The organism is Photobacterium sp. AWH4_225, from assembly GCF_056158405.1.
In genome coordinates this window covers 2,437,001-2,456,003 of sequence record NZ_JBSWTF010000004.1, presented here as the reverse complement: position 1 = coordinate 2,456,003, position 19,003 = coordinate 2,437,001, and the positions used below count along the sequence as shown (strand labels likewise).

22 protein-coding genes are annotated in these 19,003 nt (G+C 45.4%); 7 read left to right on the top strand and 15 right to left on the bottom strand.

What is annotated here, in order from left to right; all coding sequences use genetic code 11:
- Positions 1-11 precede the first annotated feature (11 nt).
- Positions 12-1,214 (bottom strand): thiolase family protein, encoded by a 1,203-nt coding sequence (locus ACXAD4_RS28305; RefSeq protein WP_475245464.1) that lies wholly within the window; start codon positions 1,212-1,214, stop codon positions 12-14.
- Positions 1,215-1,363: 149 nt separating this feature from the next.
- Here ACXAD4_RS28305 and ACXAD4_RS28300 point away from each other — a divergent pair, with 149 nt between their 5' ends.
- The 5 genes from ACXAD4_RS28300 to ACXAD4_RS28280 are packed head-to-tail and all read left to right on the top strand — an operon-like array spanning position 1,364 to position 6,352.
- Positions 1,364-1,744 carry a MerR family transcriptional regulator gene (locus tag ACXAD4_RS28300; protein WP_475245463.1) on the top strand — a complete coding sequence of 127 codons (381 nt, stop codon included), beginning with the start codon at positions 1,364-1,366 and terminating at the stop codon, positions 1,742-1,744.
- A 31-nt stretch (positions 1,745-1,775) separates the two neighbouring features.
- Positions 1,776-2,945, top strand: coding sequence for an isovaleryl-CoA dehydrogenase (locus ACXAD4_RS28295; RefSeq protein ID WP_475245461.1), 1,170 nt, complete (start codon positions 1,776-1,778; stop codon positions 2,943-2,945).
- Positions 2,946-2,954: 9 nt separating this feature from the next.
- Positions 2,955-4,559, top strand: coding sequence for a carboxyl transferase domain-containing protein (locus tag ACXAD4_RS28290; RefSeq protein ID WP_475245460.1), 1,605 nt, complete (start codon positions 2,955-2,957; stop codon positions 4,557-4,559).
- A gap of 37 nt (positions 4,560-4,596) precedes the next feature.
- Positions 4,597-5,430 carry an enoyl-CoA hydratase-related protein gene (locus ACXAD4_RS28285; RefSeq protein WP_475245697.1) on the top strand — a complete coding sequence of 278 codons (834 nt, stop codon included), beginning with the start codon at positions 4,597-4,599 and terminating at the stop codon, positions 5,428-5,430.
- On the top strand, positions 5,423-6,352 hold the full coding sequence (locus tag ACXAD4_RS28280; protein ID WP_475245459.1) for a hydroxymethylglutaryl-CoA lyase: 930 nt from the start codon (positions 5,423-5,425) through the stop codon (positions 6,350-6,352). The genes ACXAD4_RS28285 and ACXAD4_RS28280 overlap by 8 nt, the downstream gene beginning before the upstream one ends.
- A 121-nt stretch (positions 6,353-6,473) precedes the next feature.
- Here ACXAD4_RS28280 and ACXAD4_RS28275 read toward each other — a convergent pair whose 3' ends face one another.
- The gene (locus ACXAD4_RS28275; RefSeq protein WP_475245457.1) at positions 6,474-6,755 is read right to left on the bottom strand and encodes a hypothetical protein; all 282 of its coding nucleotides are present in this window, start codon (positions 6,753-6,755) and stop codon (positions 6,474-6,476) included.
- A gap of 313 nt (positions 6,756-7,068) precedes the next feature.
- On the opposite strand from ACXAD4_RS28275, the gene ACXAD4_RS28270 reads away from it, so the two are divergent.
- Entirely contained in the window at positions 7,069-8,154 is a 1,086-nt protein-coding gene (locus ACXAD4_RS28270) for a hypothetical protein (protein ID WP_475245456.1), read from the top strand.
- A 75-nt stretch (positions 8,155-8,229) separates the two neighbouring features.
- Here the strand turns inward: ACXAD4_RS28270 and ACXAD4_RS28265 are convergent, their stop codons facing one another.
- The 9 genes from ACXAD4_RS28265 to ACXAD4_RS28225 form a co-directional block, all read right to left on the bottom strand.
- Positions 8,230-9,114, bottom strand: a complete 885-nt coding sequence (locus tag ACXAD4_RS28265; protein ID WP_475245455.1) for a metal ABC transporter solute-binding protein, Zn/Mn family — start codon at positions 9,112-9,114, stop codon at positions 8,230-8,232.
- A 19-nt stretch (positions 9,115-9,133) separates the two neighbouring features.
- Positions 9,134-10,009 (bottom strand): metal ABC transporter permease, encoded by an 876-nt coding sequence (locus tag ACXAD4_RS28260; RefSeq protein ID WP_475245695.1) that lies wholly within the window; start codon positions 10,007-10,009, stop codon positions 9,134-9,136.
- A complete protein-coding gene (locus ACXAD4_RS28255) occupies positions 10,009-10,761 on the bottom strand; it encodes a metal ABC transporter ATP-binding protein (protein ID WP_475245454.1) in 753 nt (250 codons plus the stop codon). The genes ACXAD4_RS28260 and ACXAD4_RS28255 overlap by 1 nt, the downstream gene beginning before the upstream one ends.
- Positions 10,761-11,681, bottom strand: a complete 921-nt coding sequence (locus ACXAD4_RS28250) for a metal ABC transporter solute-binding protein, Zn/Mn family (protein WP_475245452.1) — start codon at positions 11,679-11,681, stop codon at positions 10,761-10,763. Before ACXAD4_RS28250 ends, ACXAD4_RS28255 begins: the two co-directional genes overlap by 1 nt.
- Positions 11,682-11,711: 30 nt before the next feature.
- Complete coding sequence (locus tag ACXAD4_RS28245; RefSeq protein ID WP_475245451.1) at positions 11,712-12,314, bottom strand: DUF6162 family protein; 603 nt, start codon at positions 12,312-12,314, stop codon at positions 11,712-11,714.
- On the bottom strand, positions 12,311-12,586 hold the full coding sequence (locus ACXAD4_RS28240) for a hypothetical protein (RefSeq protein WP_475245694.1): 276 nt from the start codon (positions 12,584-12,586) through the stop codon (positions 12,311-12,313). Before ACXAD4_RS28240 ends, ACXAD4_RS28245 begins: the two co-directional genes overlap by 4 nt.
- 144 nt (positions 12,587-12,730) lie before the next feature.
- Complete coding sequence (locus ACXAD4_RS28235) at positions 12,731-13,567, bottom strand: DUF4198 domain-containing protein (RefSeq protein WP_475245450.1); 837 nt, start codon at positions 13,565-13,567, stop codon at positions 12,731-12,733.
- A gap of 28 nt (positions 13,568-13,595) precedes the next feature.
- On the bottom strand, positions 13,596-14,075 hold the full coding sequence (locus ACXAD4_RS28230; protein WP_475245693.1) for a DUF2271 domain-containing protein: 480 nt from the start codon (positions 14,073-14,075) through the stop codon (positions 13,596-13,598).
- Between the two features lie 66 nt (positions 14,076-14,141).
- Positions 14,142-14,771, bottom strand: a complete 630-nt coding sequence (locus ACXAD4_RS28225) for a PepSY-associated TM helix domain-containing protein (protein WP_475245449.1) — start codon at positions 14,769-14,771, stop codon at positions 14,142-14,144.
- 393 nt (positions 14,772-15,164) lie between these two features.
- Between ACXAD4_RS28225 and ACXAD4_RS28220 the strand changes: the two genes are divergently transcribed.
- Positions 15,165-15,896, top strand: coding sequence for a class I SAM-dependent DNA methyltransferase (locus ACXAD4_RS28220; RefSeq protein WP_475245691.1), 732 nt, complete (start codon positions 15,165-15,167; stop codon positions 15,894-15,896).
- 62 nt (positions 15,897-15,958) lie between these two features.
- Here the strand turns inward: ACXAD4_RS28220 and ACXAD4_RS28215 are convergent, their stop codons facing one another.
- The 4 genes from ACXAD4_RS28215 to ACXAD4_RS28200 form a co-directional block, all read right to left on the bottom strand.
- Positions 15,959-16,792, bottom strand: coding sequence for an alpha/beta hydrolase family protein (locus ACXAD4_RS28215; RefSeq protein ID WP_475245448.1), 834 nt, complete (start codon positions 16,790-16,792; stop codon positions 15,959-15,961).
- A gap of 135 nt (positions 16,793-16,927) precedes the next feature.
- The gene (locus ACXAD4_RS28210) at positions 16,928-18,016 is read right to left on the bottom strand and encodes a DUF3626 domain-containing protein (protein ID WP_475245446.1); all 1,089 of its coding nucleotides are present in this window, start codon (positions 18,014-18,016) and stop codon (positions 16,928-16,930) included.
- 66 nt (positions 18,017-18,082) lie between these two features.
- Complete coding sequence (locus tag ACXAD4_RS28205) at positions 18,083-18,271, bottom strand: hypothetical protein (protein WP_475245444.1); 189 nt, start codon at positions 18,269-18,271, stop codon at positions 18,083-18,085.
- A gap of 131 nt (positions 18,272-18,402) precedes the next feature.
- On the bottom strand, positions 18,403-18,936 hold the full coding sequence (locus ACXAD4_RS28200) for a GNAT family N-acetyltransferase (RefSeq protein ID WP_475245443.1): 534 nt from the start codon (positions 18,934-18,936) through the stop codon (positions 18,403-18,405).
- Positions 18,937-19,003: the final 67 nt, after the last annotated feature.

Sequence of the window (19,003 nt, the reverse complement as noted above, 5' to 3'; positions counted from 1 at the left end):
CTGCTCCTCACTTATTCAGTGTTACCGACCTCAATGGCAATAGCCGTCGCTTCCCCACCTCCAATACAGCACGAAGCAATGCCTCTTACCGGGCGTCCGATGCTCTTGTGCAATCGGTTCAAACGATGGATCAGGGTTACGATAATTCTTGCCCCACTCGCACCAATGGGGTGACCCAAGGCGCAAGCACCACCGTCAGGGTTAACTCGCTCAGGGTCGATGCCCAGCTCTTTGGTCGCAATTTGGGTTACCACCGCGAACGCTTCGTTTAACTCCCAGCTGTCCACTTGTTCTGGCGACCAAGCTAACTTGTCCAATAACTGGCGAATGGCGTATACAGGCGCGATAGTAAATTCCGACGGAGCACGAGCATGGCTTGAATGGGCCGATATAACAGCTAACGGTTTGTGCCCTTGCTGCCTGGCAAGATCGCCATCCATCAAAATAAGCGCTGCAGCCCCATCGGAAATAGAACTGGAATTACCCGCTGTGACCGTGCCGCCTTCAGCAAACGCTGGGCGTAAAACTGGTAACTTAGTCAGGTTTATTTCGTTAGGATGTTCATCCCGGCTAACAACCACATCCCCCATTGGGTTTTCCACTTTTACGGGAATAATTTCGCTTTCGAACCAGCCTTGCTCCTGAGCAATCAATGCACGCTCGACGGATTTTACTGCCCATTTGTCCATGCTCTGGCGAGTGTAATGACGCTCATCAGCAATTTTCTGGGCATAGACACCCATCAGATCCCCTTCATAGGCATCCTGTAGACCATCGAGGAACATATGATCGTGCAAGGTACTGTGTCCCAAGCGTAATCCTGAGCGAATTTTGCTTTGCAGGTATGGGGCATTACTCATGCTCTCCATACCACCCGCTACCACCGTTTGATTGGTCCCTACCAAAATCGCATCATGGGCCAACATGACGGTTTTCATGCCCGAACCACACACTTTATTAATGGTGGTACAGCCTACATTTTCTGGGATACCCGCTTTTAGTGCGGCTTGCCTTGCTGGAGCCTGACCACAGCCGGCGAGCAATACATGACCCATTAATACTTCATCAATCATTTCTGCCGAAAGACCGGAATGCTGTAATGCGCCTTTGATGGCCACACTACCCAGCTCGGAAGCACTTAGTGACGATAGCTCTCCTTGAAAACTACCAATAGGTGTACGGTTTGCCGCGATGACCCACACTTCCTTACTCATAACAAAGCCCTCTTGATGTGCTCTATCTCTGCAGGCGATTTCTTGACGTTTACGTAAGCATAGCACTAACATTTACGTAAACGTTAAGAAACAACTCTAATACACATTGCAGCTGTGAAGCCATTACCTAAGATTGGGGGCAAAGCAAGGTGGAAACGTTCAAAATAAGCGAGTTAGCCAGAGAATTTGACATCACCACCAGAAGCATCCGTTTCTATGAAGATGTGGGATTACTACAGCCCCAAAGGCAAGGCAGCACCCGGGTCTATCAACGCCGAGACAAAATACGGCTCAAGCTCATTTTGCGAGGCAAAAGACTGGGGTTTTCCCTGGCAGAAATAAGAGAGCTGTTTGATTTGTACGATACCAATCAAAGCTCTTCACAGCTCAATAAAATGCTCATCATCATTGATACCAAGCAAGCTGCCCTGCAACGTCAGCTTGAAGACATCAATGTCGTAATGACCGAACTTCAAATTGCTAAGGACAGATGCAATCAAGCATTGAAGTCCCAGTCCCCTGGTGAGTAACACGAGTCCAACCTCGACAACTGGAGCGCTTATGAAAGATAGCTTCACCCCTTTAAATTATGGCCTAGGCGAGACCATTGACATGCTACGAGAGCAAGTTAATGGCTTTGCAGAACAAACTATTCTCCCTCTGGCCGCGGACATCGATAAAGACAATCAGTTTCCCAATCACCTGTGGCCATTAATGGGTGAAATGGGCTTGTTGGGTGTTACGGTCAGTGAGGAATATGGTGGTGCGGATATGGGTTATCTTGCCCATGTAATCGCCATGGAGGAAATCAGCCGCGCTTCAGCGTCTGTCGGGCTAAGTTATGGCGCTCACTCTAACCTTTGCGTCAATCAAATTTATCGCCATGGTACCAGTGAGCAAAAAGCCAAGTACCTACCAAAGCTGATCAGTGGTGAGCATATTGGCGCGTTGGCAATGAGCGAGCCCAATGCAGGCTCCGACGTGGTTAGCATGCAACTTAAGGCAGAACGTCAAGGGGATCACTTCGTGCTTAATGGTAGCAAGATGTGGATCACTAATGGCCCCGATGCCGATACCATCGTTGTATACGCAAAAACTGCTCCGGATGCAGGTTCACACGGTATCTCGGCCTTTATTCTCGAGAAACGCCTTCCCGGCTTCAGCCACGCTCAAAAGCTAGACAAACTCGGTATGCGAGGTTCAAACACCTGTGAGCTAGTGTTTAACGACTGTATCGTCCCAGCGGACAACCTACTCGGTGACCTCAATAAAGGTGTACAAGTTTTGATGAGCGGGTTGGATTACGAACGCGTCGTCCTTGCCGCAGGGCCGCTGGGGATCATGAGAGCCTGCCTGGATATCGTTTTGCCCTATGTGCATGACAGAAAACAGTTTGGCCGCTCGATTGGCGAATTCCAGTTAGTTCAAGCCAAAGTCGCTGATATGTACACCCGAACCAATGCCGCGCGTGCCTATGTCTATACCGTTGCAAAAGCCTGTGATCGGGGTGAAGCGACCCGTAAAGATGCTGCTGGTGTCATTCTATATGCAGCGGAATTGGCCACTCAACTTGCGCTAGACACAATCCAATTACTCGGTGGCAATGGCTATATCAATGAGTTTCCAGCAGGACGCCTGCTTCGAGATGCCAAGCTCTACGAAATCGGTGCTGGCACATCTGAAATCCGCAGAATGTTAATTGGACGCGAGCTATTCGAGGAATCCAAATAAGGAAAGGAAATGGCAATAATTAAGTCGACAGTCAATCGTGATGACACATTTTTCGCTAACAACTACAAAAATATGGCCGAAGTTGTCGACAAATTGCAGACAAACATTGAAGCCATAAAACTCGGCGGAGGTGCCAACGCACAAAAAAAACAACAAGATAAAGGCAAACAGCCTGTAAGATCCAGGATTCAATCACTATTGGACGCTGACAGTGAATTCCTCGAAGTGGGTCAGTTTGCGGCGTGGGATGTCTACGCTGAATCGATACCAAGTGCAGGCGTCGTTGCTGGTATTGGCCGCATTGAAGGGATTGAATGCATGGTGGTGGCCAATGATCCTTCAGTAAAGGGGGGAACCTATTACCCTCTGACAGTAAAGAAACACCTCAGAGCACAAGAGATTGCCGAACGATGTCACCTTCCTTGTATCTACCTTGTCGACTCTGGCGGTGCCAACCTGCCCCACCAAGCCGAGGTGTTCCCCGACCGTGATCATTTCGGACGTATTTTCTATAACCAAGCCAGAATGTCTGCCAAAGGCATTCCGCAAATAGCGGTTGTAATGGGCTCTTGCACCGCAGGCGGGGCCTATGTTCCAGCCATGGCCGATGTCTCCATCATCATTAAAGAGCAAGGCACTATTTTTCTTGCCGGCCCCCCACTGGTAAAAGCGGCTACCGGGGAAGTCGTCACCGCTGAAGAGCTTGGTGGTGCCTATGTTCACTGTAAGACTTCTGGCGTTGCCGATTATTTTGCCAATGATGAGCAACATGCACTAAAGCTGGCAAGGCAAGCGGTGGCTAGCTGTGCCCTCTCTTCTTTTGATCCTTTGGACCAAACCGCAGCTGCTCCACGTTATCCTGCTGACGAGATGTTTGGCATTGTGGGCACCGATTTGCGCACACCATTTAATGTTAGAGAGGTCATTGCACGAATTGTCGATGACTCAGCATTCGATGAATTCAAAGCATTGTACGGAGCGACGTTAGTATGCGGCTTCGCCAGCATCTACGGTCAGCAAGTCGGTGTTGTGGCCAATAACGGCATCCTGTTTTCAGAATCGGCGCAAAAAGGCGCACATTTCATAGAACTATGCTGCAAACGAAAAATCCCGCTTTTATTTCTTCAAAATATTACCGGCTTTATGGTTGGTAAGAAGCTTGAGTCAGAAGGCATCGCCAAACATGGAGCTAAAATGGTCATGGCAGTGGCATGTGCAGATGTCCCTAAATTCACCGTTATTATCGGTGGCTCCTACGGTGCCGGGAACTACGGCATGTGTGGCCGAGCCTACAGCCCTACCATGATGTGGATGTGGCCGAATGCTCGTATATCAGTAATGGGTGGCGAACAAGCTGCTGGCGTGTTGGCGCAAGTAAACAGAGATAACAAGCAACGCCAAGGCGAGCATTGGACACGCAAAGAAGAAGAGGCGTTCAAGCAGCCTATTCGTGATCTCTATGAGCAGCAGGGCTCTCCCTATTATGCCAGTGCCAGGCTTTGGGATGATGGCATTATTGACCCAAGAGACACACGGCATATCGTCGGAATGGCACTGCATGCTAGCCAAAGGGCACCCATCGCTGAAAGTACTTTTGGAATCTTCAGAATGTAGGGCTATAAATGAAGTGCGAGGCAAGTTTATGAATCAAATTATCAGTAATAGCTCAAGCACTAATCCCACCCCAGAAAAACAAAACGTACTTTTTCACATTGATGAAAACGGTATTGCCACTATTACCCTAAATCGTCCAGCAAAGAAAAATGCCTTCGACAAACATACCATTGAGGCTTTATTGGCTATTCTGCAACAACTGAAAGAAAGCTCAGAAGCTAAAGCGCTTGTGTTAAGGGCAAATGGTAGCCATTTCAGTGCTGGTGCCGATCTTAACTGGATGCAGTCTCTTGCCAATTTCAGCATGGACGAAAATATCAAGGATGCAGAAAATCTCGCTGAGTTACTTCATCAACTAGACACAATACCTTTACCGAGCATTGCCTTAGTCCAGGGAGCAGCGTTTGGGGGAGCACTCGGTTTAATTTGCTGTTGTGATATCGCGATTGCCAGTAAAGATACACTGTTTTGCTTAAGTGAAGTAAAGCTCGGCTTGGTACCGGCCACAATTGGACCTTATGTTTGCCGTGCCATGGGCCAACGCCAAGCCAGACGCTACATGCTAACCGCTGAGCTTATCACTGCCTATCAAGCCAAAGAGCTCAATATCATTCATAAACTGGTATCAACACCGCATGCCTTAACGCCATGCCTACAAGAGTTGTTAAAACAACTTTCTCGAAATAGCCCAAATGCCATCAGAGAAGCCAAAGCACTCTGTCAGCTTTGTGAGTCATCCCCCTTAGACGCATCGCTGAGGAAACAAACATCTGAGCTCATTGCAGAACTAAGAGTTTCACCTGAAGGGCAAGAAGGTATTGGCGCATTTTTGGATAAGCGTAAGCCCAACTGGAAAATCTCACATGATTAAAAGGCTCGATTGTTCAACCGACTTTCCCGATAAAGTCACTCTCTATGAAGTGGGTGCACGTGACGGCCTGCAAAATGAAGCGCCTTTACCTACGCAGACCAAAGTCGATTTCATCAACTTGCTCTCTCAGTCAGGACTCACTCATATAGAAGCGGGCTCATTTGTCTCTGCCAAACGCGTTCCGCAAATGGCAGACTCACTCAACGTCATGCGTGCAATATCACGCAAAGAAGGTATTACCTATTCTGTCCTCACCCCAAATATTCAAGGTTTCGAAATGGCACTCAGTGCCCAAGCCGATGAGGTTGCTATTTTTGGTTCAGCGTCTGAAGGATTCAGCCAACACAACATTAATTGCTCAATCGATGAGAGCCTCAAACGATTTGAACCGGTCATGGCTTTGGCACAACTGCACAATATTCCAGTTAGAGGCTACCTCTCATGTGTTATTGACTGTCCTTATGACGGTCCTACTGATGCAAATCAGGTAATGGACGTCGCAAGAACGCTTATAGACATGGGATGCTATGAAGTTTCTCTGGGGGATACTATTGGCACGGGAACCCCAATTAAAGTTGCCCGGCTCATTGAAACAATCAATAGCAATATTCCGCACCATCAGATAGCAGTTCATTTCCACAATACCTGGGGGCAAGCTCTACCGAATATCTATCAAGCTTTATCGATGGGTATTGGCACGATTGATGCCAGCGTAGCGGGCTTAGGAGGTTGCCCTTATGCCCCAGGCGCAAGCGGGAATGTGGCAACTGAAGATGTTATCTATCTTTGCCAGCAGCTCGGGATTGAAACAGGACTTGAGCTGGAAAAAATAGCAGAGGCGGGTTGGTTAATTACAGAAGCGCTGGGTATCCACCCTCGCTCAAATGTATCGCTAGCATTAAAAGCCAAGAAACTTCAGTAGTTTCGTAAAAAAATATCTATGCATGGGAGCGAAAAAAAAGAGTGGTAACTACCCGTGAAATGATAATTACCACTAACTCACCAAAGGCTACATTCCTATCCTCTCAGCACCTTTCAAGAAGCTAATAGGTTTCAGATCGAAGAAATCGTTGTTCTGCCTCAAGCTCATTTACCGCTCGCCAAAGTTTTTGCTCTCGCTCTTGCAATTTATCGTGCAATACACTGCCAGGCTTAACCTTTAACGTTTCACTAGGGCCAATATACTGGTCAGCTTCATTATTGAATAATTGCCTAAACTCTTCCATTGTCGGTAAACGGTTGTTGTCCTCCTCAAATGATTCAAAGATATCAACGACTTTATGTGACACATCCCTTTTGATCCCTTCAACATCGACACTATCCATCAGCTTCTCCAATTTTTTAGTCTGAGGTGTTGATCAATCTAGACATGTAAAGTGTAGTTGAAGATGTTTAATTTATTCATTAATAGGAAAATCATGTGTAACAAAATATTCTATATACTAAACTTCTGTTTTATAGAAAATTCACTCTAATCGAACAGCGCACATATAACCTCCACCGCATTTTTAGTTTTTATTTTTTAGAATTAGATCTCATTTTAATAAATTCACCTTTTTAGTAGGTAATCAATAAATGAGCAGTCTATAATTTTTATAAATAAGTTCATATTCATCATGTAGTTATGGGAGAAACGGGATGTGGCAGTATTCAAATCTCTTTGATTACATGCGCAAGCCCTTATCCTTTATGGCTATCCATTGCGCTATTTTACTCACACCGTTTTATATCCTTGCCGGTGAAGTAAAAGAAGATGCCTATGACATCCATTACGACAGAATCCATTCTGATCTTAATGATGAAGAAACCTTTGTAGATTGGGTCGACGACACTCAAGATTTAATTTCAGATTCTGTTCACGACTATAGTTCTTACATCGATCATTTTATGTCAAAAGACGACGAAGAACTGCCCATGTTGAATAACAGCTATCTGAAAATCAAGCTCAAAGGCCGTTACACCCACAGAGAATACTTTGACCCTGATGGCAGTGTTAAGCTCAAGATTGATCTCCCCCATACAGAAAAGAACTGGAAAATTATTCTAGATACAGACCCGTCTGACTTTGACCGCCTAGAGGATAAGCAACGTGGAATCAGTAACCGCTCAGATGATGGTTTGTCTGGTGCCCTCGGTGGATTCCGTCTCCAGGGACAGCAATTAGGGAAATGGAAAACCAACTTTGATCTAGGTTTGAAGATAAAACTTCCACTTGACCCATTTGCACGAGCTGATTTGCGGCGTGTAGATAAACTGAGTCATACTTGGACTAGCCGTATCAAACAAGAAGTGTTTTATTTCGATTCGCGGGGACCGGGTGCACTCACTGAAGTGGATTTTTATTTTTCATCACAAGAAGACCCAACAACTATTTTAAAACTAGGCTCAAGTGCTCAATTTTTAGATAGCGATGATAATTGGGAATTTGTTCAGCAAGCTGAGATATTTGACAGAATTAATCGTGATAATCTATTGAGGTATGCAATAGGCATTAGTGCTGACTCAACACCTAATTACTCTATAACAAACTCATGGTTAGAAGTTGCTTGGACCCATCGCCTATATAGCAATTGGCTCTTTATGACTATTACCCCTGAACTCGATTTTCAAAATGACTTTCAGTATAAAGTTAATCCCGGCATCATGGTTGAACTAGAGCTATTTTTCACCGCCAATAGGGGAATTGATAGGCTAATGAGGTCTATTCCTTTGCCGACGAATTGATAAAATCACAAGCATAAAAAACTCGGTAAGCCCATTTCAGACTAACCGAGTTTTTATCATTAAAATGTTTGCTTACTACAGCTCTATTTCCCATCGGGAAAGCGGATTCTCTTTGCTAATTCCTTTTCTTCCCCAGCGATCGATAGGATCAATGATCATAACCCGATTAGAGTTGGGTAATTGGGCCTGAAGTGTTTTACTCAACTTACGTGTTGTTAAAATCCAAACACTTTCATCTTCGGATAATGTCTTCACAAGCGCCTTCATTTCATCTTCTGTCCAGTCCATTTCAGGCTTGGTATAACGCCCAACAACAAACAATTGATTCCCTGAGGCAAAGTCTTCGAGTTCTTGGGACAACAAAATTACAGTATCAACTACAGCATCAAACAGCGCGGCTTGCTGCTTATTGATGAGCGCTCGAACATCAATCATCAGCGTCTGTTGGTTTTCAGCAATCTTATCAGCATGCTCAGGCCACAATTGCTGAAGATCTTTGCTAACAATCGCCGCCATTCGAGTCAGGTTTGACGAGTTCAGCCAAGAGAATGGCGATAGAGCACCATTCTTTAACCTAAGAGCAGCCACTCCTTGCGCCCTCGGAGAAATTGATTGTGAAGCATCAATTTCTACAATGCGGATATTTCCCTGCCGAGCATGGACATAGAGTGGGTCTTGTGGCCATACCGCACCAATAGTCACAACAGCAGTGGCATTTTTGGCAGCATGCGCAGTACTTTCCGCCCCTTTACTGTTGAACCAGTTTGGCAAACGCATCATACCGTACCGCTTGGGAGGCAAGTATTGCGTCTCTAATCCAGTCCCTTTCGTCAGTTCAGACGAGATCATATAAGTTACTGGTGTCGCTGTCAGGATATCTTTTGCTTCAACCATCGCCGCAGAGAACATTACTGAGCAAAGCCCAAGTAAACTCAGGGCTTTTTTAACCTTTATATTCATCGGAAGTCCCATCTCGTTACTAGCTTTTACGTACAATGCGGTAGCTTGTCGCTACCAGGAAGAAGAAGGCTGAAACAATAATGATTGCCGCGCCAGAAGGTACGGGCATTTCTAGCTCCATAGGCAAAATCGTTCCTACCAAACAGCTCACCGTTGCCAGTAACGCCGATACCAACACAAAATCACCCATATTTTTAGTCATTAAACGTGCCGTCGCCCCCGGGATCAGTAACAAGGCACCAACCAGCACAGCACCGATAATCTTCACCGAGGCAATGGTGACCAAGGTGATCATCATGACAAACAGGTAGTCGTAAAAGTGCGTTGCATGGCCGCGAACACGAGCAATGTCCGGGCTAATGCATGTCAGCAAAATGCGATTGAAGGTTGGGATCAGCACCAAAATAATCAACAAGCAACTCAATCCCAGAATCATAATATCTTGGTCGGTGACCGTCAGGATCGAACCAAACAGCACATTCTCCAACATATGGATATTGATCTTGCGTGCTACGTACATCAGCAGCGCAGCCCCCACAGCAAGAGCTAAGGCCAAAAATACCCCAACCAAGGTATCGTAAGGTACATTGGTGCGATTCCTAACAAAATGAAGCAGTAACGCAAACACCATACAAAAACAGAACAAACCAATAATAGGGTTTTCAGGTGGCTCGCCCAGTAACACGCCCAAGGCAATACCGGTTAACGCAGCATGACCAACAGCCTCGGAAAAGAATGCTAGGCGCTTGGCAATAACCAAGGTTCCTAAACCACCTAACAGCGGGCCAACCAGCAATGCAGCCACAACCGCATTAACCACAAAAGCATAAGAGAAGCTTTCACTGAGCCATCCCGCTTCAACGCCAGACAATGCCAATTGGCGAATTGAGTCCATCATGCCGCTTTACCTTGTTTCTTCATTGCATCATTACTTGAACAGGAATAATGATTAAACAGCCTTTCGACTTTTTCAGGAGTCAAAACATTCTGTACCGTTCCGCTATCAATCAGCTGGCGGTTCACAACATGCACTTGGGCTTGAAGGCGCCTAACAGCAGAAACATCGTGGTGTACCGCTAATAAGGTTTTGCCTTCAGATACCAATTCCAAGATAAGCGATTCCAAATAGCGGACGCCCTGCTCGTCCATACCAGTGGTTGGCTCATCCAGTACTAATAAATCTGGGTTGTCCAACAGGGCTTGGGCGAATAGTACACGCTGTTGCTCGCCACCTGAGAGCTGCCCCATTCGGCGGTCAGCACGCTCCGCCATACCCACACGGTCAAGTTGCTCAAGAGCAAAGTGACGTTGCTTAGACAAATTACGCCAGCGTGCCCAAAACAATGGTGTTCGGCTCTGGTTGAGTAAAATAAAATCCATTACCGTTAGCGGAAGACTGGATTCAAAGACCGCTTTCTGAGGTACGTAACCTACTCTACCCTTGCTATCTGGCCAGTGAATATTGATGTCACCGACAAACGGCGTTAGACCCAGAATCGAGCGTAGCAACGATGTTTTTCCGCCACCATTTGGCCCCATCACAACATGGCATTTGCCGGCTTCAAACTGGTGGTTTATGTCATGAAGGATTTGATTGTCGCCATACTGCAAGTTGACGCTCTGAAGTGAAATGCTCGGTCCGGCCATTAGCTTACCTTCCCTTTGGCAACAAACTGCATGGCCTCGATTAAGGTATCTAGGTTTTCTTTCATTTCCTTTTCTACCTTGCCCGCTTCATATGGGCCGTGAGTCATGTGCGAAAAACGGTATAGCTGGACACCTGTTGCCTTCTCAATGGTATCAACATAGCGGTTAGGCATGTTCAATTCATAAAACAACACATCGATGCCAGATTGGCGGATTTTTTCGATAGTCTCTTGAAGCTCGCTGGCACTGGGTTCTACACCGTGCGCAGGTTCGATGACAGCAGCAACATCAACACCAAACTCCTGCAGTAGATAACCATACGCATTGTGCGTAGTTGCTACGACCATACCGCTAGTGTCCAAATCACCCAGTTGAACCATCGCCTCGTGTTTGAACTTACGGAAAGCGATGGAGTATTTGCGGGCATTAGCTCGATAGAAGCGCGCATTTTCAGGGTCTAGTTTGGATAGCTCATTGGCAATGGTATAGACCTTCTGAATCGTAGTAGAGAGGCCAACAAAGGTATGAGGGTTCACAGCTCCATCCCCTACCGATTGCCCCATCGCTGGAAGCAAAGGCACATCTTTGTTCGCCTCGATAACGACCAAATCTTTGCGGTTTGCGGCGGCAATCACCTTCAATGCAAAATCATCATGGCCAATACCATTCACCACAATGACATCCATTTGTTTTAAGCGGCGCAGATCATTCGGCTGGGGCTGGTAGTTATGCGGGTTAAAACCGGCATCAACAAGGGGAATGATATTGGCTTTGTCCCCAACTACAGCCTTAACGTAGCTATAGTAAGGCTGCAGCGTGATACCAATGTTGATTTTTTCAGCGGCATAACCCTGTGCCGATACAGCTAGCATCAATGCTGCTGATAAAAGCCCTTTTAGGCTGATATTTACTATTTTCATCTTTTTTCCAAATAGTCGGTTGCTAGCTACTTAGTGGGCATGTTGTTGCTTGTGTTCTACAAAAGAGACTTGAAACCAGCCAGATTTCGCCAGTGCTGAAGAGGTGAATAAAGAAGGTGTTTCAATAGCACTTTCAACCGTGAATGATGTAAACCAGATATTAGGTTCATTCTCTAAGCTAATTAGCAGCACCGCCGTGAGAGTGTCGCCAGAATCATTTTTCTCCGGTACACCTAAGTACACACCGCCTTCAACGAGCTGCCAGCGATGGCGGCCTTTGTGCTCCCAGCTTTTGTCTTTGATAAAAGGAGGTAACCAGAGAGATTCTAATTCTGCCACCAGCGGCCAAAGCGGGTCATCACTGGATGTTTTACCTGCAGAAAGAAACTCTGACTTATCATGAAACACATTCCGAATTTCCTCATGAGCCAGCCGTAGTTCAGCTATCATAGAGAGTTCATTTGCTGGCATATCCTTGATTGAAACCTGATGCGCTTCAAGGTCAAGCTCACTATGGCCGGCTTGGTGATAAGGCAATGAAAGAAAACCGATAGCCAAAATAACCGCAATTGCTAGGGCAACCCACTTGCCCTCGGTGCCACCATCATCTGCTTTTACTGCTTCAGTGATCATTTCTCTTCAATCTCGACAACATCGACTTCAACTGGGCTTTCATGCCCTGCATCGAATACCAGGTAAAAGTCATCTTCAGGCATGGAGAACTCAGCAATAGAGCGTTTATCTGTTGTCACACGATTAATAAGGTTGTCATCGTAATCAAACATTTCGACGTCATAGTCAACCGCTTCACTACCATCACTGTATCCAGCTTGGCATACCACCTTTTCAGCTTCGAACCAACAACTCATTAAAGGGAAATGTGCGTAAGCACTGCCAACATTCATTAAGCTGGCGGCAACGGCCGCACCAACAATTACGTTTTTGGGGATTTTCTTCATTACAATTTCATCTCAAGAAGAATGGCCTGCAACGAGATACAGGCCATAACGATTGCTTTTCTGCGCTATTCTAGGGGTCTAGTTCTTCACTTACTGCAACACGGCCTCAAATGTCAGGTGAACATTGACGCTGGCACGATCAGCTAGCGCATTGTTTTCAAGGTCACCTTTATAATTGGCCTTCATCAACCAACGACCCGCATGTTCTGGGACAAAGGTCACCATACCCTGCTCGTCACTCACAACATCAATCTGCTCTTGGTGGTTGCGGTAAAGCGTACCCTCACGCGTAATTTCGGCTGTTACGCCCTGCTGAGGTTCACCGTTGAAGAAAAACTGGAAGGTCACCTCTTCACCCTCAACGATATCTGCTGGGTGTGTGACAGGTACAAGCTCAAGGTACTTACCTTCAATCTCAAACGCTTTTTCTGTTGGCTTACCCACTGTCACGTAGGTTTCAGCCCGCGTATAACTGATTTGCGTAATGACATCGCGAGATTTCTTAGGTAGCACTTCATCGCGCTCGGCTTTGTGCGCCTTGACCCACTTAACGGTATCGCGACGGCCGGCTTTATATTGGGTGTAGTATGAAGGCACGTTATTTACGCGAACTTTGTGTGTACCTTCTTCTTCAAAGTAAAAATCAAATACCGAGCGGCGCTTTCCTTTAGTCACATAAGACGGGTACTGGATACGGCCATCTGGCATGACGATTTGGCCTGTTTCACTACCCGCCGGCTTATCAAACACAAAGGTGCCGTGTGACGCGGTCACATCAAAAGTCAGCCAATCACCACCTTCTTTTGAAACCGTAAAATGGGAAGGCAAAATCCAGCGTGGGTGGGCATTAGCCGTGGCACTTACTGCCATGCCAGCTACTAAAGCACAGGCAATAGTTGCTGCCTTAAATTGCGAAGATTTAATCATTCTATAATTCTCGAATTGTGTTTAATCTTTATTTCACTGTGTACTGAAGTCGGATATCTCCTGTCTCTTCAGTAGGCTTTAGGTGATGAGTAAAACTGGCTTCAGACAAGTTGATTTTTTGGCGTAGGTAATTACGACCACCGTGTTCACGTACAACTTCGACGTAAAAGGTGTAATCGCCCTGCTCTACTCGGTTGCCAGCATCATCCAGGCCATCCCAAACAAAACGATATTCACCAGCAGGCCTTGTGGCTGATGTGACGGCATCGACTAACTCTCGGTCATAGCGTCCGACTTTACGCCACCAGCTTCTCAAATCCTTAAGCCATTCATCCTTGCCCACCCATAACTGTACCGTGCGTACCGGTTTGCGGTTGCTGTCTTCGATCCAAACAGCAACATAAGGTCGCGCATACATAGAGGTTTCAATTTTTGGTAGTTGAAACTCAATATCCATCGAGGCTGATTCTGGGAGTGGTTTGGCGAAAGCCGTAAATGCAATCGGCATAGCCAGACTCAAGCTAGCAAGCGATTTAGCAAAAGCATTCATGGGTGTTCCTTGTCAAATAGCCTGTTAAGGCACAGCGAAAATAAAAATTAATAGCGTGGTCAGCGAGCCCAGTGCCATCCATTTCATTGACGTATTCAATGTTTTCTTTTTAGGAAGCAGCAGACATACACCAGTTAAAACGAAGAAGACCATCAGCAAAGCAGTTATATCGATAAACCATTTCCAAACCTCACCGCTGTTTCTGCCCTTGTGGAGGTCGTTTAGTACAGCAACTATGCCGTAATGGTTCTTTTCTATTTCAGCTTCTTGGCTGACCAAATCAATAAAGACTGTGGCATTGTAGCCAGGGCCTTTGTAATCGAGTGCAATTTCACCTTCGATCAACTCGCCACCTTCAAATTCAGTAAACACTTCCATCGCTGATGGCATACCAGACAAGTCAGCATTCGACTTCAGAAACGCTAATAACGCCTGCTCTTCTGGTACGAAAACATTGTTTCCGCTTGCCATTAATGAATGTGGCAAGGTAAGGGTCAGCGACTCTACGTTCGGCTGGCTTTTTACGAACAGTTCAGGGCGGTTTAGGGTGATCCCTGTCACTGAGAAAAACAGTACAACGAGCAGCAGAGCCATAGACACGTAGGTATGCAGGCGTCGGGCCCAGAGCTGAACTGCTTTACTTTTCAATAGCATGGTCAAATCAATGTATAGTGACTATCTTATGCTGCACAACATAATTGATAATCGTTTTCATTGGCATTAAATTTACATTGTTTACGAATGTAAGGATTTGGGCCGGGGGAATTCATTTGGATAGAACCCCTTAAAGGCGGAAAAGTAAAAATCACAGCGCTTTATTAATTCGCATTGCATTATTCACAAAAACCATACCTAAAACCTCTATACCCTCAATTGTTAGAGATTTATTGATGATTAATTTTGCTTATCAATACATGCAATGTTTTTTGTTTTCCTTACTCACCAACACGCCTTATTCTGCGCAGCCTTTTTGTTTGCAGGTAGTTATCAGTGACCCCAGCCTCTTCCAATGCGTTGTACACCGACTTATCAGGTTATTATGACTTGATGTGTGCAGATATTGATTACAAAGCACAGAGTACATACGTACGCAGGTTACACCAGCTATTTGGCAATGGAGGCAAACACCACCTTGATTTAGCATGTGGTACCGGCCCTCACATTCGTTTCCTGATTGACACTGGATATCTAAGTCAGGGACTGGACCTAAACCAACCCATGCTGGATCAGGCAAAACTGCGTTGCCCGGAAGCAAGCTTCAAGCAACAAGATATGTGTGGTTTTACTGTCGAGACCAAGCTCGATTTGATCACCTGTTTTCTCTACTCTATCCACTACTCTGGTGATATTGAGAAGCTTCAAGCCTGCATTGCCAGTGCTCATGCAGCACTGAATGAGGGCGGTATGTTTTGCTTTAATGTAGTAGAAAAAAACAAGATAGATAACCGCCTTTTCGTGCGGCATAACACCCAACATAACGGTGATAACTTTGTTTTTGCCTCAGGTTGGCACTACCCAGGTGAGGGAGAAAGGCAGTCACTGAAACTTAGCATTGAAAAGCACAGCGATAATGAGACACTCCAATGGAGCGATGAGCATCCTATGGTGGCTGTCAGTTTTGAACAAATGCGCCAGTTGCTAGAACCCTATTTCGACGTGTACGTATTCGAGCATGACTATGAAAAGATTGTTCCGCTTAACAACACATCAGGTAATGCTTTCTTTGCTTGTGTAAAGCGCAAAGAAGCCACTCCGGCAGAACAAGAATTGGCTGCATAATAGAAAAGCCGCAGTAGCACAAAAGATTACTTCTGCGGCTCAACTATTACAGGTAATTATTATTACTTGAAGGCTTCAATTAGATATTTGTCGACAACATACGACCATAAGTGGCCATAGTTATAGAAAACTTCATGCCCAGAAACGCCCGAACCTAACTGATAGAACTTAAAGTCGACTTGACCGCCTGCTTCCTCATAAGCTGTGACAAAGCTTTGTATTGTCGAATCGGCGTAATAAGGATCGTTATGGCCATAAATGAACAATGTCGGTGTTTTTAGCTTATGGGCTGCACTCTCAAATATCTCGATGTTTTGCGATAGAGTCCCATTATTACAGGTGTCCCCTACCCATCCACCGGAAAAGTTAATCACTCCCGAAAAAGCATCCGGATGCTGGGAGGCATAAACCAAAGACAGTATTCCGCCACGCGAATTACCTGATAACAGTATTTTGTTTTTATCTACCCATGGTTGCTCGATTAAATAATCATACGTTGCATCTAAAGATTGCACGGCATAGTCCAATCCTGCGTTTATCCCTTCAGGGTCACAAGTATATAACTCGTCATAGCTTCCTTCAGACTTCCCTCGCCCTCTTCTCATCGGGATAATCAGCGCAATATCTTTACTGACTAAATACTTACCGAAGCCCCAAGGGTTGATGGTGTAGTCTGTGGGAATAACATAAGGCCCTGTTGAACCATGGTTAAATACAACAGTGGGGAAAGGCCCTTCCCCCTCAGGTTTGTATACTGTCGCTTCTAAGTTAATAGTGCTCTTACCAAAAAAGCCACTTTCGACCAATGGAACCTTAACACTTTCACCGTAATCATTAGCCAATGAGCCCGTTGAAAAGCAAAGCACGAAACAACCTAAAGCTAGACGACGACTCATTACAAACTCCAAACCAATATATTGCTTTAACACCCAAATAGCTTGGATACATGATAAACACAGCCATACCTATACGGTTTGTGATCAATTAAGCAGTTTCATGCCATATATAAATTAGCTTGGTTACTAAATTGATTAGCCAAATTTAACCAAAACATGCCATAGCAATTTCAATTGCTGAAGTTCTGCCTGTATTTCTTCAGGAGATAAGCTTCGTTGACTATTAGCCACTCTCTGCGCCGCTTGGCCTATAGCGAAGGCCGTAATTTCACCATCAATGGCAATATGTTTGGCAAGCTGGACCATATTTGGCCCGCGAAAATCATCAGGAACACTTTCAACCGCTAATCTATACGCTGGTCGCCAACTCAGCTTAATATCATGTGTATTCGCTAACAGCTCAAGAGCATTGCCAACCTCTGTACCCTTGAATGACGCATCAGCAATGAGGCTTTCGACATCATTGGTTAAACTGATATCACCGTGAACTTGTGCTTCAACATAATGATCGAGGTTTCTTGCATTTTGTTTTGATAACCGAACATCAACATCTGCACCGAGTATGGCCAAGTCACCATGTAGACAACTTTCCATAAACGCTTTAGGCCGAATATTGGTTAAGCCCAAAACAGCATCTCTTTCAAAGCACTCTAATAGTGTTGCTGCGAGAATAGGCTTGAAAGCGTCTAGCGTCCCTCTAATTTTTGGTGTTTGATAAGAATCACCAAAACAAAATGTTGCTCGCTGACTGACTTCGGGTTTGAAAACAAAATAACATGAACCGAATCTCGGACATGGGCCGTCCATGTGCTTTGCGATATCAAGCGCACCATACTTGGGGCGTTGATTTAGCGGTGCGTTTGTAAATACATCACCAAATAAATGGTTTTCCCACTGGGCACGCTCGCCTTCTTGTTGAGGGTCAAGCTTGCCGTTCGATATTAAAGATTCAAACTGGTTGAGATAACGACCTGAGTGTTGCATTGAATCCACTACCGTTAGGCCGTTTGCAGTAACTCTATCTGGGTGGAAGTGCGCTGCGATCTGCGCTATCTGTTGAATCTTAGCTAAAAACTGCGACACCAACTGCTCGTCAATGTTAGACATTTCCAGTACGTGTCCAAACACCTGAAGCTCATTGGTACTTAACTCATTGGTATTTAAGGTTTGGGCATATTCGTTGACATAGCGAATCGCATTTAGCGCAGCAGTGTTATGATTCATCAAAACTCCATGATAGATTTTCAAGCTATTCAATAATCTATCATGGAAATTGAGACCGACAAGATACTATTGCGGAAGATCTATTTGAATAAGACCGCCATCATTCACTTCGAAATGCAACGACACGGTCCCCTGTTGCTGACTTTGCTTAATAATTTTAACTTCCCGATCTGGAAAGCGGCTCATCACGACTGCCTTGAGTTCTGACAATAGCTTTTGTCTATCATCAACTGATAGGTTTACTCCAAGAGACATCTAACCTCCAAACAAAACAATTCTGTTTGAAATAAGCGACCAAGCGGAAAGGAACTTAAACGTCTAATGTGAGTGCCTAGTTGTAGCGAGTTAACCGCAAGTACTATGTTGATTCAGCCATCACGATTGGCCTAACCTGCTGTTGTTTTGCTGTATACCACAGTATGCCCAAGTTCTCCTGATGGTAACCGCCTTTCATTTTTCTTCAGGCATTCAAATTCATATCCACAACGCTCAGCAACAGCCCGGCTAGGGTAATTTTGCTCTGCCGCGGTGATTTCAACACGGTTAGCTTTCAACTCATTAAATGCATAATCTGTAAGGCAATTAACTGCCTCTGTCATGTAGCCGCAACCATAAGCCGAGGTTCTCAACCAGTAGCCAATCTCAAAATACGGTACGTCTTTATCCCTAACGAGAAGTCCTATGGCACCAATGAACTGTCCAGCTTCCTTTTCAAGGATGGAGTATCGCAACTCTCCCTCAAATGCTTCAAAATTAGCTATCGCTTGCTTGGTATTCTCAATAGAGGCTTCTTCGGTCAAGGCATAGGGTACCCAAGGTAAAAACACTGCGAGTTCGTCGCGGCTCTCCACTATGGCTTCAAGCATCATTGATGCCCTTTCTAGCGATGGTGGTACCAGCTTCAGCCTTTTCGTTTCCATTTATCATGACCTCCCAAAAGGATTCCTATCAAAATAGGAACATATCACCTTGTTTTTAAACGCTCAA

Bases quoted from the DNA above. Each gene is read 5' to 3' on its own strand.
- ACXAD4_RS28305 (WP_475245464.1), bottom strand. From the start codon at position 1,214: ATGAGTAAGGAAGTGTGGGTCATCGCGGCAAACCGTACACCTATTGGT.
- ACXAD4_RS28295 (WP_475245461.1), top strand. From the start codon at position 1,776: ATGAAAGATAGCTTCACCCCTTTAAATTATGGCCTAGGCGAGACCATT.
- ACXAD4_RS28290 (WP_475245460.1), top strand. From the start codon at position 2,955: ATGGCAATAATTAAGTCGACAGTCAATCGTGATGACACATTTTTCGCT.
- ACXAD4_RS28280 (WP_475245459.1), top strand. From the start codon at position 5,423: ATGATTAAAAGGCTCGATTGTTCAACCGACTTTCCCGATAAAGTCACT.
- ACXAD4_RS28275 (WP_475245457.1), bottom strand. From the start codon at position 6,755: ATGGATAGTGTCGATGTTGAAGGGATCAAAAGGGATGTGTCACATAAA.
- ACXAD4_RS28270 (WP_475245456.1), top strand. From the start codon at position 7,069: ATGTGGCAGTATTCAAATCTCTTTGATTACATGCGCAAGCCCTTATCC.
- ACXAD4_RS28265 (WP_475245455.1), bottom strand. From the start codon at position 9,114: ATGAATATAAAGGTTAAAAAAGCCCTGAGTTTACTTGGGCTTTGCTCA.
- ACXAD4_RS28260 (WP_475245695.1), bottom strand. From the start codon at position 10,009: ATGGACTCAATTCGCCAATTGGCATTGTCTGGCGTTGAAGCGGGATGG.
- ACXAD4_RS28255 (WP_475245454.1), bottom strand. From the start codon at position 10,761: ATGGCCGGACCGAGCATTTCACTTCAGAGCGTCAACTTGCAGTATGGC.
- ACXAD4_RS28250 (WP_475245452.1), bottom strand. From the start codon at position 11,681: ATGAAAATAGTAAATATCAGCCTAAAAGGGCTTTTATCAGCAGCATTG.
- ACXAD4_RS28245 (WP_475245451.1), bottom strand. From the start codon at position 12,314: ATGATCACTGAAGCAGTAAAAGCAGATGATGGTGGCACCGAGGGCAAG.
- ACXAD4_RS28240 (WP_475245694.1), bottom strand. From the start codon at position 12,586: ATGAATGTTGGCAGTGCTTACGCACATTTCCCTTTAATGAGTTGTTGG.
- ACXAD4_RS28235 (WP_475245450.1), bottom strand. From the start codon at position 13,567: ATGATTAAATCTTCGCAATTTAAGGCAGCAACTATTGCCTGTGCTTTA.
- ACXAD4_RS28230 (WP_475245693.1), bottom strand. From the start codon at position 14,075: ATGCCGATTGCATTTACGGCTTTCGCCAAACCACTCCCAGAATCAGCC.
- ACXAD4_RS28225 (WP_475245449.1), bottom strand. From the start codon at position 14,771: ATGCTATTGAAAAGTAAAGCAGTTCAGCTCTGGGCCCGACGCCTGCAT.
- ACXAD4_RS28220 (WP_475245691.1), top strand. From the start codon at position 15,165: ATGTGTGCAGATATTGATTACAAAGCACAGAGTACATACGTACGCAGG.
- ACXAD4_RS28215 (WP_475245448.1), bottom strand. From the start codon at position 16,792: ATGAGTCGTCGTCTAGCTTTAGGTTGTTTCGTGCTTTGCTTTTCAACG.
- ACXAD4_RS28210 (WP_475245446.1), bottom strand. From the start codon at position 18,016: ATGAATCATAACACTGCTGCGCTAAATGCGATTCGCTATGTCAACGAA.
- ACXAD4_RS28205 (WP_475245444.1), bottom strand. From the start codon at position 18,271: ATGTCTCTTGGAGTAAACCTATCAGTTGATGATAGACAAAAGCTATTG.
- ACXAD4_RS28200 (WP_475245443.1), bottom strand. From the start codon at position 18,936: ATGGAAACGAAAAGGCTGAAGCTGGTACCACCATCGCTAGAAAGGGCA.